Raw genomic sequence first — 15,713 nt, 5'->3', positions numbered from 1 at the left:
TCTGGAAGAAGGGAGTTGTGGGGGTGGTCACGGCATGGCCTTGCGGGCCGTCGCGAACCTCGGACGGTTGTTGAGGTCGGGGTGGTCGGCCGCGTCGGCCCAGCCCCGCTCCTCGGTGAAGATCCACGGCACCTGGCCGCCCTGGGTGTCGGCGTGCTCGATGACGACGACGCCGCCGGGGCGCAGCAGCCGGTGCGCGGTGCGCTCGATGCCGCGGATGAGGTCGAGGCCGTCCTCGCCGGAGAACAGGGCGAGTTCGGGATCGTAGTCCCTCGCCTCGGGAGCGACGTACTCCCATTCGGTGAGCGGGATGTAGGGCGGGTTGGAGATGACCAGGTCGACCTGGCCGTCGAGGTCGCGGAAGGCGTCCAGCGCGTTGCCCTGGCGCAGATCGACCCTGGACCCGGCGACGTTCTTCCGCGTCCACACCAGGGCGTCCTCGGACAGCTCCACGGCGTGCACGCGGGAGCGCGGCACCTCCTGGGCGAGGGCGAGCGCGATGGCGCCGGAGCCGGTGCACAGGTCGACGATGCAGGGCTCGACGACATCCATGGCCCGTACCGCGTCTATGGCCCAGCCGACCACGGACTCCGTCTCCGGGCGCGGCACGAACACGCCCGGCCCCACCTGGAGTTCGAGGTAGCGGAAGTACGCGCGCCCGGTGATGTGCTGGAGCGGCTCGCGCTGCTCACGGCGGGCGATGACCTCCCAGTAGCGGGCGTCGAAGTCCGCGTCCTTCACGGAGTGCAGCTCGCCCCGCTTCACACCGTGCACGAACGCGGCGAGCTCCTCCGCGTCGTTGCGCGGCGAGGGCACGCCGGCGTCCGCCAGCCGCTGGGTGGCCTGAGCCACCTCCGCGAGCAGCACGCTGCGAGGGCTCGGGGTTCGCCCCCCAATGTATTGCTGCACCCAAGTCCTCCGTGTCGTACTCGTGCGTGCGTACGTCCCTTGCGCCGTTACGCGGCCGCCAGCTTCGCCGCCGAGTCCGCGTCGACGCAGGCCTGGATCACCGAGTCGAGGTCGCCGTCCAGGACCTGGTCCAGGTTGTACGCCTTGAAGCCGACGCGGTGGTCCGAGATGCGATTCTCCGGGAAGTTGTAGGTACGGATCTTCTCGGAGCGGTCGACGGTGCGGACCTGGCTGCGGCGGGCGTCGGCGGCCTCCTTCTCGGCCTCCTCCTGCGCCGCCGCGAGCAGCCTGGAGCGCAGGATACGCATCGCCTGCTCCTTGTTCTGCAGCTGGCTCTTCTCGTTCTGGCAGGAGGCGACGACTCCGGTCGGGATATGCGTGATCCGCACCGCGGAGTCGGTGGTGTTGACCGACTGCCCGCCCGGCCCCGACGACCGGTACACGTCGATCCGAAGGTCGTTCGGGTTGATCTCGACGTCGATCTCCTCGGCCTCGGGGGTCACCAGGACACCGGCCGCCGACGTGTGGATACGGCCCTGCGACTCGGTCGCCGGCACCCGCTGCACACGGTGCACACCGCCCTCGTACTTCAGCCGCGCCCAGACACCCTGCCCCGGCTCGGTCGCGCCCTGGCCGCCCTTGGTCTTCACCGCGACCTGGACGTCCTTGTAGCCGCCGAGCTCGGACTCGGTGGAGTCGATGATCTCGGTCTTCCAGCCGACGCGCTCGGCGTACCGCAGATACATCCGCAGCAGATCGCCGGCGAACAGCGCGGACTCGTCGCCGCCCGCGCCCGCCTTGATCTCCAGAATGACGTCCTTGTCGTCACTCGGGTCACGCGGGACGAGCAGCAGCCGCAGCTTCTCGGTCAGCTCCTCGCGCTGCTTGTCCAGCTCCTTGACCTCGGCCGCGAAGTCCGGGTCGTCGGCGGCGAGTTCCTTCGCCGTGTCCATGTCGTCGCCGGTCTGCTTCCAGGAGCGGTACGTGGCGACGATCGGGGTGAGCTCGGCGTAGCGCTTGTTCAGCTTGCGCGCGTTCGCCTGGTCGGCATGGACCGACGGGTCGGCGAGCTTCTTCTCCAGGTCGGCGTGCTCAGTGACCAGGTCCTCGACGGCCTCGAACATCTTGGGCTCCTGTGTGGAATACGTCTGTGAAGGGCGGGCGACCAAAAACGCCGGTCCCGGCGCGCCTGAGTGGGGCGCGGCCGTGGACCGGCGGATTGGAGCTCGCTACTTCTTGGAGCCGGCAGCAGCCTTGCCGAAGCGGGCCTCGAAGCGGGCCACACGGCCACCGGTGTCGAGGATCTTCTGCTTGCCCGTGTAGAACGGGTGGCACTCGGAGCAGACCTCGGCGCGGATGGTGCCGCTGGAGATCGTGCTACGGGTGGTGAACGACGCGCCACAGGTGCAGCTGACCTGCGTCTCGACGTACTCGGGGTGGATGTCGCGCTTCAAGGTGTCTCCTAGTTTCGGGAGGGCGCCGGGTCGCTTCCGCGGGGTGCGGGGGCGTGAACCGGAGCCGACGTACCAGTCTGCCAGGACTGGGGCCATCCCCCAAAACCGGGGGCTCCTCGGATCTATTCCGCGCCCGACACCACACCGTTGGCATCGCCCTTCGCGGTGCCCTCGGTCGCCGCCTTCGGGATCGGCTTGTCGTTCCTCAGGGCCGTCCACACCTGCTTGGCCTTCTGCTCGGCCACGATCACCCGGTTCGGGTCCGCCGGGTCGTACCGGACCGGCAAGGTGACCATGGTCATGTTCTTGGAGCTGATGCCCTTGAGGCCGTTGGTGAAGGACATGAGGCGGTTGACCGTGCCCAGGTCGGAGTCGGTGGTGACCGTCTTGGTGGCGGTGTTGGCCAGGTCGTAGAGCCTCTTGGGGTTGCCGAAGAGGTTGATGTCCTTGACCTGCTCGAGGAGCGCCTTGATGAAGGCCTGCTGGAGCTGGATACGGCCGAGGTCTGAGCCGTCGCCGACGCCGTGGCGGGTGCGCACCAGGCCGAGGGCCTGCTTGCCGTCGAGCTGGTGGGTGCCGGCCTTCAGGTTCAGATGGCTGTCGGGGTCGTCGATGGCCTTGGTGGTGGTGACCTCGACGCCGCCGAGTTCGTCGATGAGCTTCTGGAAGCCCGAGAAGTCGACCTCCAGATAGTGGTCCATGCGGATGCCGCTGATGGACTCGACGGTCTTCACCGCGCAGGCGGCGCCGCCCGTGCCGTACGCCTCGTTGAACATCACGCCGGACGCGGCCTCATGCGTGTCGCCGTTGGTGTCGGTGCATTCGGGGCGGTCCACGAGGGTGTCGCGCGGGATGGAGACGACGCTGGCCTTCTTGTGGCCCTCGTACACGTGCAGGATCATCGCCGTGTCCGAGCGGGCGCTGCCGTCGTCGGTGCCGCCGCCGAGGTCCTTGTTGGTGCCGGAGCGGGTGTCCGAGCCGAGGACGAGGATGTTCTCCGAGCCGTTGTCGACCTTGTCGGGCCGTTCGGTGCCGAGGGCCTGGTCGATGTCGACGCTCTTGATGTTGCCGTTGAGCTTGAAGAACAGATATCCGGCGCCCGTGCCGCCCAGGACCACGATCCCGGCGGCCGTCCAGGCCATGATCCGCAGGCCCTTGCGTTTCTCGCGGGGCTTGCGGCGGCGGCCCTTGGCGCTGTGGCGTGGACCGTTGGTGCCGGGCTCACCCGGTATGCCGGGCTCCGGCGTGCTCTCGGCGGACACTGTGCTCCTCGGTTCTCGTCCGGTCGGTTACCCCCTGCTTTCAGGGACAGGCATGGCCAAAAGGCCCTTACCGCACCATCGTCACCCCGTCCGGTCAGACGGGGAAACCCGGGAAAGGGTTGCACAACGGACCGTGCCCACCGCCTGGAAGGCGATGGGCACAGTGCGTAGTCAGGGGGACCGGGCAGGCCGGTCCCACCTGGGATTTCAGCCGAAGAGGTCGTACTGCTTGTAATCGGTGCCGACGGACTTCGGTGTGGCAAAGATCTCGCTCGTGGCCTTTCCGGTGCCCGGGTACAGGTAGAGCGTGCCGGAGGAGTTGCGGGCCAGGAAGTCGGCCTTGCCGTCACCGGTCACATCGCCGACGGCGTCGAAGCCGGTGTAGGTCGACCAGGTACGCACCTTGATACGGGTGGCGAAGGCGCCCGTGCCGGACTTGCCGGTGCCCTTGAGGAGGTAGATGTAACCGCCGGACGAGCTGCGGGCGATCAAGTCGGTCTTGCCGTCGCCGTTGAAGTCGCCGTGGCCGCGCAGGGAGTTGTAGGCGTTGTACCCCGTGCCGGACTTCACCGGGGTGCCGAAGGTGCCGTTGCCGTTGCCGGGGTAGATCCACAGGACACCGGACGAGTCGACCGAGATCAGGTCGGGCCGGTAGTCGCCGGTGACGTCACCCGGTGCCACGATGCGGGTGCGGGTCTTCCAGTTGCTGAAGATCGTCTTGGTGGCCCAGGACTCGCTGGCCGGCACGAAGTGCGCCCAGAACATCGCCCCGTCGGAGCTGCGCCGGTACACCAGGTCCTGGTAGCCGTCCCGGTCGAGATCGGTCTGCAGGACCAGGTTGGTCCCGCTCCAGTTGCCCCAGGACTCGCGCGCGGCGAACGAGGTGCCCGTGGAGTCCTTCGAGTAACCGGTCTTGGTGGACGCGTTGCGCAGCCACATGTCGGCCCGGTGGTCACCGCTGATGTTGGTGTCGTCGATCCGCGGGTAGGCGGCGCCGACGTAGGAGGTCACCTTGGCGAACACGCTGTACGCGCCCTTGGCGACACAGTCCTTCACACCCCAGGAGACGACGCCCGCGATACGGCCGTTCACCACGAGCGGCCCGCCGGAGTCGCCGTTGCAGGCGGAGACCGTGCCGGTGTCGCTGCCGCTGGCCGGCTTGCCCGCGCAGACCATGTGGCCCTTGATGAACTCGCCGCCGTAGAAGCCCGCGCAGGTGGCGTCGGACTGGATCGGCAGCGTCGCCGACTTCAGCGACTGCGAGATGTCCTCGCTGGTGGAGCTGGTGCGGCCCCAGCCGTAGACCTTGGCGCTGGTCCCGGCGGCGTAGGACGCGGTGTCGCCGGACGTCGTCATGCGGATCGGCGTCGCCTTGACCGGGTTGGCCAGCGTGATGACGGCGATGTCGTTGTCGATCGTCGTCGAGTTGTACGACGGGTGGTACCACTGCCGGTGCGGCGCGGAGACGGTGGCGCCGCTCGGGACGCTGTCGGACGCCAGCTGGGCGGTACCGGTGACGATGGCACCGTAGCCGGCCCAGTCGTAGCCCTTGACGCAGTGCGCGGCGGTCAGGATCTTCGTCGGCGCGACGACGGCGCCGCCGCAGAAGAAGCCGAGGTCGTCGGCCTCGTCGGCGGTGCCCTGGTCGTCGTAGTACCAGAGCTGCGCCATCCAGGGCGCGGAGGTGAGGCTGGTCGTGGTGCCGCCGATGACCATGGCGCCCGTGGTGGAGTCACCGGCGCTGTACGACGACTTCTTCGCCGTCTCCCCCGCGGTGTCATCACCGGCGGCGGCACCCGCGACGCGTCGCTCCAGCTCGGCGAGCGGGACCGAGCTGGTGGTGGGCTTCACGGTGGGCTTCGGCAGCGCGGTCGCGGCCCCCGCGGACGAGGTCAGCAGCGCACCGGCGACGGCCGCGGCGACCCCGACGGCGGCAACGGGCAGCCCGAAGCGTATCCGGCGTCTGTGACGACCTCTGCCGGACGGATTGGTGGTCAAGTTCCCCCCAGGGACACAAGAGTAGGAAGGGGCGCACGGATACGCCCGCTCCTATCTGCGCCAAAAGGCCGCCGCACGTCACTGATTGACGTACGGCGGCCTTTTACCGATCGTGTGTGATCAGTCGCCGTTGCCGGGGGTCGGCGTCGTCTTCTGAATCTGCATCAGGAACTCGGCGTTCGACTTCGTCTGCTTCATCTTGTCGAGAAGCAGCTCGACCGCCTGCTGCTGGTCGAGCGCGTGCAGCACCCGGCGCAGCTTCCAGACGATGGCGAGTTCGTCGCTGGCGAGCAGGATCTCTTCCTTACGCGTACCGGACGCGTCCACGTCCACCGCGGGGAAGATCCGCTTGTCCGCGAGCTTCCGGTCGAGCTTCAGCTCGGCGTTGCCCGTGCCCTTGAACTCCTCGAAGATCACCTCGTCCATGCGGGACCCGGTGTCGACGAGAGCCGTGGCGAGGATCGTCAGCGAGCCGCCGTCCTCGATGTTGCGCGCGGCACCGAAGAAGCGCTTCGGCGGGTACAGCGCGGTCGAGTCGACACCACCGGACAGGATGCGGCCGGACGCCGGGGCTGCGAGGTTGTACGCACGGCCCAGACGCGTGATGGAGTCGAGCAGCACGACGACGTCGTGGCCCAGCTCCACCAGGCGCTTCGCCCGCTCGATGGCGAGTTCGGCGACCGTGGTGTGGTCCTCGGCCGGGCGGTCGAAGGTCGAGGAGATGACCTCGCCCTTCACCGACCGCTGCATGTCGGTGACCTCTTCCGGACGCTCGTCGACGAGGACGACCATCAGGTGGCACTCGGGGTTGTTGTGCGTGATCGCGTTGGCGATCGCCTGCATGATCATGGTCTTACCGGTCTTCGGCGGGGCCACGATCAGACCGCGCTGGCCCTTGCCGATCGGCGACACGAGGTCGATGATCCGGGTGGTCAGAACGCCCGGGTCCGTCTCCAGACGGAGGCGGTCCTGCGGGTACAGCGGGGTGAGCTTGTTGAACTCCGGGCGGCCACGGCCGTGTTCGGGCGCCATGCCGTTGACGGAGTCCAGACGCACCAGCGCGTTGAACTTCTCGCGCCGCTCGCCTTCCTTGGGCTGACGGACCGCACCCGTGATGTGGTCGCCCTTGCGCAGGCCGTTCTTGCGGACCTGGGCGAGGGAGACGTACACGTCGTTGGGGCCCGGCAGGTAACCCGACGTACGGATGAAGGCGTAGTTGTCGAGGATGTCCAGGATGCCCGCGACCGGGATCAGGACGTCGTCCTCGTTGATCTGCGGCTCCTGGCCCATCTCGTCGCGGCCACGACGGCCCCGGCGGTCCCGGTAACGCCCGCGACGGCCACGGCGGCCGCCCTCGAAGTCGTCGTCGTCCTGCGGGCCGTTGTCGCGCTGGCGGTCCTGACGGCCACCGCCCTGCTGCTGGCCCTGCTGGCGGTCCTGACGGCCGCCGCCCTGCTGGTCGTCGCCCTTGCGACGGTCACCGCGGTCACCGCGGTCGCGGCCGCGCTCACGGCGGTCACGACGACGGCCCTCGCCGCCGTCGGCGTCGCTCTTGGCGTCGCCCTGCTGGGCCTGCGGCTGCGCGGGCGTCTCGGCCTTGGGCTCGCTCTTGGCCTCGGCGGCGACCGTCTCCGGCGCGGACGAGGGGCTGCCCGCGTCCGCGGTGGCGCGGCGACGGCGGCGCTCGCCGGCCGGCGCGTCGTCGCTGGCGGGCTGGCCGGGGATCTCGATCTGCTGCTGGGCCACGGCCTTCTCGGCGGGGGCCTCGGCCGCCTTCTCCGCCTTCTTCCCGGCGTCGTCGCCGGTACGAGCCTTGGAGGTGGCGCGGCGCTTGGGCTTGGTCTCGGTGGCGGACTCCGCCTTCGGAGCCGCGGCACCTCCCCCGGCCTGCGCCTCCTTGATGACCTCGATCAGCTGGCTCTTGCGCATACGCGCCGTGCCCTTGATGCCGAGGCCTGATGCGACCTGCTGAAGCTCTGCCAGCACCATGCCCTCGAGGCCGGTACCGCGGCGCCGCCGGGAGCCGGCACCGCTGGCAGGCGCGGAGGCGTCCGTGGCGGGCGCGGCAGCGGTCTCCTCGACACGTGCGCCCATCAGATCGGTGGTGTCGCTCACGAAGGGTCCTTCCCTGGAGCGGACGTCGGCCTGTCTGGCTCGGCGACCGGTTGTGCTGTCCGGCTTAGGTCCTTGGTGTGTGGACCGTGCCGGGGCGGTGGTCCGCCAAAGCGGCGGAGGAAATTTCTGGTGATGGCGGTTCCCAGAGCCGTGGCACTGAGTGTCTGTGTCACGCGGCTCGGTCGCGCCGGTTCCGGAGCGTGCCCGGCGAGTCGCTCAGTGCTCGTGTACGACGTACTGCCCGCGTACGTCGTACGGAACACAGTGCGGCTTGGGAGGCTCCCGGAAGAATGTCTGTCCCGGACGGGGACAACAAGCACCTCGCCATGGTGGGGTCGGGTGCAGACTTGAGGTTAACACTACCGGATCCAACAAACATTCCCCCTCTCGAAATCCGGCAACCGTGTGTCAGGGCGCAAGCGGCAGCACGCTCGCTCCCTGGGCGTCGAGGTCGAGCCGGTTCGCGGCCCACCCCTCGCCTGCCAGATGGGCGACCTTGTCGGCGCTGTCCTCATCGGCCAGTGCCAGCACTGTGGGTCCCGCGCCCGAGATGACCGCCGGTACTCCGTCGGCCCGCAGCCGCTCGACCAGTGCGGCGCTCTCCGGCATGGCGGGTGCGCGGTACTCCTGGTGGAGACGGTCCTCGGTGGCGGGCAGCAGCAGCTCGGGGCGCCTGGTCAGGGCTTCCACGAGCAGGGCGGCGCGGCCCGCGTTGGTGGCGGCGTCGACATGCGGGACGGTGCGCGGGAGCAGGCCGCGCGCGGTCTCCGTCAGCACCGGCTTACCCGGTACGAAAACCACCGGAACGATGGAATCGGCAGGCTCCATCCTGATGGCCCGGGCGGCGCCGGCCTCCATCCAGGACAGGGTGAACCCGCCGAGCAGACAGGCCGCGACGTTGTCGGGGTGGCCCTCGATCTCGGTGGCGAGTTCGAGCAGCGCGGTGTCGTCGAGCTTGGCCTCGCCGCCTATGGTCACGGCGCGCGCGGCGACGATGCCGGCGCAGATGGCGGCGGAGGAGGAGCCGAGACCGCGGCCGTGCGGGATGCGGTTGGCGCAGACGATCTCCAGGCCGCGCGGCTGCCCGCCGAGCAGATCGAAGGCGGTGCGCAGGGAGCGTACGAGAAGGTGGTTCTCGTCACGCGGCAGCGTCTCGCTGCCCTCGCCCGCGATGTCGATGTGCAGCCCGGAGTCGGCCACTCGGACGACGACGTCGTCATAGAGCCCCAGCGACAGGCCGAGGGCGTCGAAGCCCGGGCCGAGGTTGGCGCTGGTGGCGGGGACGCGCACCCTCACGGCGGCGGCGCGGAACGCTGGACCGGCCATCGCTCGATGACTCTCCTTGAGCTGCGTGATTGTCGAAGACATTCGATGACGTACGAGAACCTCTGGGGCCGCTTCCTGTGGAGACGGCGCGGCACCGCACCCCATGCGGAGGCATATGCGGCGGGCGGGTTACCTACAGCCTATCGAAGGTAGGTTCTGTGGCGACATAGGGCGCACAGGAGGCGCACGATGCGTGTCGTATGCCCTCTGTGCACCCCGTCCAGGGATTTCCCGGGGTCAAGCGGTCGTCAGGCCAGTCCGAGGCGCTCGGCGGCGGTCGCCGCGTCCACCGGCACGGTGACCGGCTGCGGGGCGCCGGCGACGGCCCAGTCCGGGTCCTTGAGGCCATTGCCGGTGACGGTGCACACGATGCGCTGCCCCGGGTCGACCTTGCCCTGCTCGGCGGCCTTCAGCAGACCGGCGACCGACGCGGCGGACGCGGGCTCCACGAAGACACCCTCCTGCGCGGCCAACAGCCGGTAGGCGCGCAGGATTTCACGGTCCGTCACCTCGTCGATGAACCCGCCCGACTCGTCGCGCGCGGCGAGCGCGTACTGCCAGGACGCCGGGTTGCCGATGCGGATGGCGGTGGCGATGGTCGAGGGGTCCTTGACGATCTCGCCGCGCACGATGGGCGCGGAGCCGGAGGCCTGGAAGCCCCACATGCGCGGGGTCCGCGTCGAGACACCGTCGGCGGCGTACTCCTTGTACCCCTTCCAGTACGCGGTGATGTTGCCCGCGTTGCCCACCGGAAGGACGTGGATGTCGGGGGCGTCGCCGAGCATGTCCACGATCTCGAAGGCGGCCGTCTTCTGCCCCTCGATACGCACCGGGTTGACCGAATTGACCAGCGCCACAGGGTAGTTGTCGCTGAGGTCGCGGGCGAGCGTGAGGCAGTCGTCGAAGTTGCCGTCGACCTGGAGGATCTTCGCGCCGTGCACGAGGGCCTGGCCCATCTTGCCGAGGGCGATCTTGCCCTGCGGGACGAGAACGGCCGAAACCATGCCCGCGCGCACGCCATAGGCGGCGGCAGAGGCGGAGGTGTTGCCCGTGGAGGCGCAGATAACAGCCTTCGCCCCCTCCTCCTTGGCCTTGCTGATGGCCATGGTCATACCGCGGTCCTTGAAGGACCCGGTCGGGTTCGCACCCTCCACCTTGAGGTGGACCTCGCAGCCCGTGCGCTCGGAGAGCACCTGCGCGGGCACGAGGGGCGTGCCGCCCTCGCGGAGCGTCACGACCGGCGTGGTGTCGGAGACGGGCAGCCGGTCCCGGTACTCCTCGATGATTCCGCGCCACTGGTGGGTCATTGCTGGTTACTCTCCTTCAACCCGCATGATGCTGGCGACACCCCGCACGGTGTCGAGCTTGCGCAGCGCCTCGACGGTCCCGACGAGGGCCGCGTCCGACGCACGGTGGGTGACGACGACGAGGGAGGCCTCGCCGTCCTTGCCCTGCTGGCGAACCGTATCGATGGACACACCGTGCTCCGCGAACACGGTCGCCACCTGGGCGAGAACACCCGGTTTGTCCGCCACGTCGAGGCTGATGTGATAGCGCGTGACGACGTCACCCATCGGCGAGACGGGCAGGGCGGCATACGCCGACTCGCCGGGCCCCGTTGCCCCGCTGAGCCGGTTGCGGCAGACGGCGACGAGGTCGCCGAGCACGGCCGAGGCGGTCGGGGCACCGCCCGCGCCGGGGCCGTAGAACATGAGCTGCCCGGAGGCGTCCGACTCCACGAAGACGGCGTTGTAGGCGCCGCGCACGGAGGCGAGCGGGTGGGTCAGCGGAATCATGGCGGGATGCACCCGCGCGGTGACCGACTGGCCGTCCTCGGCCCGCTCGCAGATGGCGAGCAGTTTGATGGTGCAGCCCATCTCCTTCGCGGAAGCGAAGTCGGCCGCGGTCACCTCGGTCATGCCCTCGCGGTAGACGTCGTCGAGACGCACGCGCGTGTGGAAGGCGATACCGGCGAGGATGGCGGCCTTGGCGGCGGCGTCGAAGCCTTCGACATCGGCGGTGGGGTCGGCTTCGGCGTACCCGAGGGCGGTGGCCTCGTCGAGGGCCTCCTGGTAGCCGGCGCCGGTCGAGTCCATCTTGTCGAGGATGAAGTTGGTGGTCCCATTGACGATGCCGAGCACCCGGTTGACCTTGTCGCCGGCGAGGGACTCGCGCAGCGGCCGGATCAGCGGGATGGCACCGGCGACGGCGGCCTCGTAGTAGAGGTCCTTGTCGTTCGCCTCGGCCGCGGCGTGGAGCGCGGCGCCGTCCTGGGCGAGGAGCGCCTTGTTGGCGGAGACGACGGAGGCGCCGTGCTCGAAGGCGGTGGTGATGAGGCCGCGGGCGGGCTCGATGCCGCCGATGACCTCGACCACGACATCAATGTCGCCGCGTTTGACGAGGGCGGTCGCGTCGGTGGTGATGAGCGCGGGGTCGATGCCCTCACGGACCTTGGAGGGCCGCCGTACGGCCACACCCGCGAGCTCGACGGGGGCGCCGATCCGGGCGGCGAGGTCGTCGGCGTGCGTCGTCATGATGCGCGCCACCTCTGAGCCGACAACCCCACAGCCCAGCAGCGCCACCTTCAGCGGACGCGTACGCATCATCCGACCTCGTTTCCTCATACCGTCTACGGTTGCACCAGTCTCACTCACCGGACGGGACTTTCTGCCCCTGGTCCGGATCGTGAGACACCTATTTCATTTGTACCGGGGTGGCAGACAGGAGATCTTCCACCCCGGGGTCTGCTGGGGTTACCCGACGTCGAGCCGAAGCAGATCCTCTTCGGTCTCCCGCCGGACGATCACCCGGGACTCACCGTCGTGCACGGCGACGACGGGCGGCCGCAGCACGTGGTTGTAGTTGCTGGCCATGGACCGGCAGTAGGCACCGGTGGCCGGTACGGCGATGAGGTCACCGGGTGCCAGGTCGGCCGGCAGGAACGCGTCCTTGACGACGATGTCCCCGCTCTCGCAGTGCTTGCCGACGACGCGCGCGAGCATGGGCGCGGCATCGCTGGTCCGGGACACCAGGGCGACGCTGTACTCGGCGTCGTACAGCGCGGTACGGATGTTGTCCGACATGCCGCCGTCGACGGAGACATAGGTGCGGAGGTTATCGAGCGGCTTGATGGTGCCGACCTCGTAGAGCGTGAAGGCGGTGGGCCCGACGATGGCCCGCCCCGGCTCGACGGAGATACGAGGCGTCCGCAGCTTGGCGGCCTCACACTCCCGGGTGACGATCTCGGTGAGCGCCTTGGCGATCTCGTGCGGCTCACGGGGATCGTCGTCGCTGGTGTAAGCGATACCGAGGCCACCCCCCAGATCGATCTCGGGGAGCTCGACCCCGTGCTCGTCACGGATGTCCTTCAGCAGCCCGACGACCCGATGCGCGGCGACCTCGAAGCCGGACATGTCGAAGATCTGCGACCCGATGTGGGAGTGGATCCCGATGACCTCAAGCCCGTCGAGCCGCAGCGCCCTCCGCACGGCCTCGGCGGCCTGCCCACCGGCAAGCGGAATCCCGAACTTCTGATCCTCGTGGGCGGTGGCGATGAACTCATGCGTATGAGCTTCCACGCCCACGGTGATACGGATCTGGACGCGCTGCCGAGTGCCGAGTTCCTGGGCGATGTGCGCGACCCGCACGATCTCCTGGAAGGAGTCGAGGACGATACGCCCGACGCCGGCCTCGACAGCCCTGCGGATCTCCTCCGTCGACTTGTTGTTGCCGTGGAAGGCGATGCGGTCGGCGGGCATCCCGGCGGAGATCGCGGTGGCGAGCTCACCCCCGGAGCACACATCCAGATTCAGCCCCTCCTCGTGCAACCAGCGCACGATGGCCCGCGAGAGGAATGCCTTGCCGGCGTAGAAGACATCGGCGTCGGAGCCGAAGGCACCGCGCCAGCTGCGCGCCCGGGCGCGGAAGTCGGCCTCGTCGAGGATGTAGGCGGGGGTGCCGTGCCGCTCGGCGAGCGTCTTCACATCGAGGCCCCCGGCGGTGACCACACCGTCAGCATCACGGCTGACCGTCTCGGACCACACCTTCGCGTCGAGGGTGTTGAGGTCGGCGGGCGGGGCGGAGTAGTGGCCCTCGGGAAGGACGTCGGCGTGACGGGGCCCGGCGGGGTGTGCGGAACGGCTCATTTCGGCTCTCTCAGAGGTGATCGGGTGCGTCGATGCCGAGCAGGGACAGGCCACCGGCCAGCACCGTCCCGGCGGCTTCGGCGAGCGCGAGCCGGGCACGGTGGGCGGCCGAGGGTTTCTCCGCACCGCGAGGAAGGACGGCGGGCAGCAGGGGCAGGACGGCATCGGCGACGGTGACGAGGTGCCGGGCGAGACGATCGGGCGCGCGGTGCGCTGCCGCTTGGGCGAGGACGCGGGGGTGGTCGGCCAGGACACGGGTGACCGCGGGGTGCCGTACGGCGTCTCCGGGCTCGGCGTCGAATCCCAGGTCGGCGGCGTTACGGCTGAGCGCCCGGGTGCGGGCGTGGGCGTAGCGGACGCGGAAGAGAGGGTTGCTCTCACGCTGGACGAGGTGCTCGTCGCCGATACGGGGCCGGTCGTGACCGGCGGGGTGGAGCAGGGCCCAGCGGGCGGCGTCGCGGCCGAGGGGGAGGGGGTCGGCGGGGGCGGGCACCGGACGCACGGCGTGGTGGGGCGGGGTGGGCTGCCCTCGCTCCGGGGGCTGTACGCCCAGGATGTCGACCCACTCCGGGGGGATCTCGCCCTCGCAGTGGGTGTGGACGGCGGTGCCCTGTGAACGCAGGATCCGGCCGAGGGCGTCGGTGAGGACCACGGCCCGTACTTCGCGCGGACAGGTCAGGGAGAGGTGATCGGCGTTCGGGCTTTGTGCGTACCCATACCGCTGGCCGCGCCGCAGGACCTCCTCGACGAGGGCGACGGGGGCGGTGCCGCCGAGGCGGATGTTGAGGAAGCCGGGCCCGGTGATGACGACATCGGCGACGCCGTCGCTGCCGCGGAGGCGGGCCTGGAGAATCTCGGCGACATGCCGCGGGGGCTGTCCGGCGGGGCGGGCGAGCTGGAGGGCGATGTTGGTGGCGTAGTCACCACAGCCACCGGGCCCCGGCACGGTCACGACAGCCCGCTCCGGCACGGCGACCCGCAGCTCCCCCTCGTCGACAGCACGACGCACCGCGCACAGCACGGTACGGGAGAGCTCGACGGGGGTCACGGGACAAGCGTATGGGAGGAAGGGGGTGGGTATGCGAATGGGTTTGGGCCGGGTCCCGGGATATGGACGGGGAGCCATGGCCCTGGGCGGACGTCAGCCCCCGGCCCTCCCGGCGGCCTCACCGGCCCCCAGGACGCCTCCCTCCCTCTCCCGCTCGATCAACCGCCGTACGACGCTGACGAGTTCGGCGGGCTCGAAGGGCTTGGCGAGGAAGGCGTCGACACCGACGTCGAGGCCGGTGTCGACCTCGTACTGGGTGCAGGCGCTGATGATGGCGAGCGGAAGATCACGCGTCCGCGGGTCCGCACGCAGCCGCGCGGCGGTCCGCAGCCCGTCCAGCCTCGGCATGACCACATCCAGCGTGATCACATCGGGCCGCACCTGATGGACGACATCCAGACACTCGGCACCATCGGCCGCGGTCACCACCTCGAGCCCCTCAAGCTCGAGATTGACCCTGATCAGCTGCCGGATGACCTTGTTGTCGTCCACGACAAGGACCCGGCCGGACGCGCCTGGCACAACTCGAGAGTAGGTCCGGACCGGCCACCGCGTCCGGGTTTTCCCCACTTCCACCCCTCTGCGAGCGAGCCACCCCAGGTCGCACCCGGTGCCGGCACCCCGGAAACCGTTCATGAACACCCCGGGGAAGCTGGTAGGGTTCTACCCGTCGCCGCCGAGCAAGGCGCCCGACACGCCCCCGTAGCTCAGGGGATAGAGCAACGGCCTCCGGAGCCGTGTGCGCAGGTTCGAATCCTGCCGGGGGCACTCGCCAGTCAGACAGCAAGAATCAAGCTCTGACCTGTGCGGATGCCGACTTGAGAGAGCGGGAGTCAGTCTCACTGACTCCCGCTCTCTCTCGTTGTCTCTCACCGCCTGCGCACCATCTGCGATACACGCGACACACCTCCGACACAGATGACGGGCGTCATGACGGTGCTTGAAGGGAGCGATGGTGAGCCCTCACCATCTCCCGTTGATCAAGGAAGAACTGCGAGGGTTCCGGGAGCGGTTCCTCCCTCAGGAACGCGGAGAGCACCCCGATGGCCTCCCGGCACAGGGCGTCGATCCACAGGCACGCCTCACTGTGGTTCTGGCCTAGCTCGTCGTGGTATCCGACGAAGCCCATGATGCCGAACACCCGCTTGCGCATCTCATCGCCATCAGGCACCACGTAGAGGGCAGCATCGAAGGTCACGCTCCACTCGACGAACGCCTCGGTCCAGGCGTCCACGCCCTCTTCGTCATTGATGCGGCTTGCAGTGGCGTGGCGGAAACGTATGAGCATATCCAATGCTCCCTGAGCCGCTGTGTACCGGCGCTCCTCTCGGCGTTCGGCCTTCGCGGTCTGCGCCTGGTGCCGTTGCTGAAGCCATCCGCCCAACAGGGCGCCACCAGCACCGATCACGGCACCCGCGAGGCCAATCAGGCCCGCTGACACCTCTGCTTGCACGTC

Annotated in this window: 13 protein-coding genes and 1 tRNA gene; 1 reads left to right on the top strand and 13 read right to left on the bottom strand. The window is 69.3% G+C overall.

Features of this window, described 5'->3' with window-relative positions:
* Window positions 1-27 precede the first annotated feature (27 nt).
* The 12 genes from prmC to IE325_RS11320 all read right to left on the bottom strand — a co-directional run bounded on the left by prmC (window position 28) and on the right by IE325_RS11320 (window position 14,893).
* Window positions 28-867 (bottom strand): peptide chain release factor N(5)-glutamine methyltransferase, encoded by an 840-nt coding sequence (gene prmC, locus IE325_RS11375; RefSeq protein ID WP_190069664.1) that lies wholly within the window; start codon window positions 865-867, stop codon window positions 28-30.
* A gap of 89 nt (window positions 868-956) precedes the next feature.
* On the bottom strand, window positions 957-2,033 hold the full coding sequence (gene prfA, locus IE325_RS11370; RefSeq protein WP_190069663.1) for a peptide chain release factor 1: 1,077 nt from the start codon (window positions 2,031-2,033) through the stop codon (window positions 957-959).
* 105 nt (window positions 2,034-2,138) lie between these two features.
* A complete protein-coding gene (gene rpmE, locus IE325_RS11365) occupies window positions 2,139-2,363 on the bottom strand; it encodes a 50S ribosomal protein L31 (protein ID WP_019753312.1) in 225 nt (74 codons plus the stop codon).
* Between the two features lie 122 nt (window positions 2,364-2,485).
* The gene (locus IE325_RS11360; RefSeq protein WP_190069662.1) at window positions 2,486-3,625 is read right to left on the bottom strand and encodes an LCP family protein; all 1,140 of its coding nucleotides are present in this window, start codon (window positions 3,623-3,625) and stop codon (window positions 2,486-2,488) included.
* A 207-nt stretch (window positions 3,626-3,832) separates the two neighbouring features.
* The gene (locus tag IE325_RS11355) at window positions 3,833-5,623 is read right to left on the bottom strand and encodes a trypsin-like serine protease (protein WP_229911753.1); all 1,791 of its coding nucleotides are present in this window, start codon (window positions 5,621-5,623) and stop codon (window positions 3,833-3,835) included.
* Window positions 5,624-5,743: 120 nt separating this feature from the next.
* A complete protein-coding gene (rho, locus tag IE325_RS11350) occupies window positions 5,744-7,738 on the bottom strand; it encodes a transcription termination factor Rho (RefSeq protein ID WP_190069661.1) in 1,995 nt (664 codons plus the stop codon).
* A 408-nt stretch (window positions 7,739-8,146) separates the two neighbouring features.
* Window positions 8,147-9,064, bottom strand: coding sequence for a homoserine kinase (gene thrB, locus IE325_RS11345; RefSeq protein ID WP_190069660.1), 918 nt, complete (start codon window positions 9,062-9,064; stop codon window positions 8,147-8,149).
* Between the two features lie 248 nt (window positions 9,065-9,312).
* Complete coding sequence (gene thrC / locus IE325_RS11340) at window positions 9,313-10,371, bottom strand: threonine synthase (protein ID WP_190069659.1); 1,059 nt, start codon at window positions 10,369-10,371, stop codon at window positions 9,313-9,315.
* A 6-nt stretch (window positions 10,372-10,377) separates the two neighbouring features.
* Complete coding sequence (locus tag IE325_RS11335; RefSeq protein WP_190069658.1) at window positions 10,378-11,670, bottom strand: homoserine dehydrogenase; 1,293 nt, start codon at window positions 11,668-11,670, stop codon at window positions 10,378-10,380.
* A gap of 147 nt (window positions 11,671-11,817) precedes the next feature.
* A complete protein-coding gene (gene lysA, locus IE325_RS11330; protein ID WP_190069657.1) occupies window positions 11,818-13,209 on the bottom strand; it encodes a diaminopimelate decarboxylase in 1,392 nt (463 codons plus the stop codon).
* Window positions 13,210-13,219: 10 nt separating this feature from the next.
* Entirely contained in the window at window positions 13,220-14,257 is a 1,038-nt protein-coding gene (nrtL, locus tag IE325_RS11325) for an ArgS-related anticodon-binding protein NrtL (protein WP_190069656.1), read from the bottom strand.
* A gap of 93 nt (window positions 14,258-14,350) precedes the next feature.
* Window positions 14,351-14,893, bottom strand: coding sequence for a response regulator (locus IE325_RS11320; RefSeq protein ID WP_190069655.1), 543 nt, complete (start codon window positions 14,891-14,893; stop codon window positions 14,351-14,353).
* Between the two features lie 60 nt (window positions 14,894-14,953).
* Between IE325_RS11320 and IE325_RS11315 the strand changes: the two genes are divergently transcribed.
* Window positions 14,954-15,025 (top strand) — tRNA-Arg (locus IE325_RS11315).
* A gap of 160 nt (window positions 15,026-15,185) precedes the next feature.
* On the opposite strand, the gene IE325_RS11310 is transcribed toward IE325_RS11315, so the two are convergent.
* Window positions 15,186-15,710 carry a hypothetical protein gene (locus tag IE325_RS11310; protein WP_190069654.1) on the bottom strand — a complete coding sequence of 175 codons (525 nt, stop codon included), beginning with the start codon at window positions 15,708-15,710 and terminating at the stop codon, window positions 15,186-15,188.
* Window positions 15,711-15,713: the final 3 nt, after the last annotated feature.

Source organism: Streptomyces lanatus, assembly GCF_014655715.1.
GTDB classification, from domain to species: Bacteria; Actinomycetota; Actinomycetes; order Streptomycetales; family Streptomycetaceae; genus Streptomyces; species Streptomyces lanatus.
The sequence above is the reverse complement of the archived record's forward strand: the minus strand, read 5'-3'. Positions and strand labels throughout refer to the sequence as shown.

Bases quoted from the DNA above. Each gene is read 5' to 3' on its own strand.
- prfA (WP_190069663.1), bottom strand. From the start codon at position 2,033: ATGTTCGAGGCCGTCGAGGACCTGGTCACTGAGCACGCCGACCTGGAG.
- lysA (WP_190069657.1), bottom strand. From the start codon at position 13,209: ATGAGCCGTTCCGCACACCCCGCCGGGCCCCGTCACGCCGACGTCCTT.
- thrC (WP_190069659.1), bottom strand. From the start codon at position 10,371: ATGACCCACCAGTGGCGCGGAATCATCGAGGAGTACCGGGACCGGCTG.
- IE325_RS11335 (WP_190069658.1), bottom strand. From the start codon at position 11,670: ATGATGCGTACGCGTCCGCTGAAGGTGGCGCTGCTGGGCTGTGGGGTT.
- thrB (WP_190069660.1), bottom strand. From the start codon at position 9,064: ATGGCCGGTCCAGCGTTCCGCGCCGCCGCCGTGAGGGTGCGCGTCCCC.
- IE325_RS11320 (WP_190069655.1), bottom strand. From the start codon at position 14,893: ATGAACGGTTTCCGGGGTGCCGGCACCGGGTGCGACCTGGGGTGGCTC.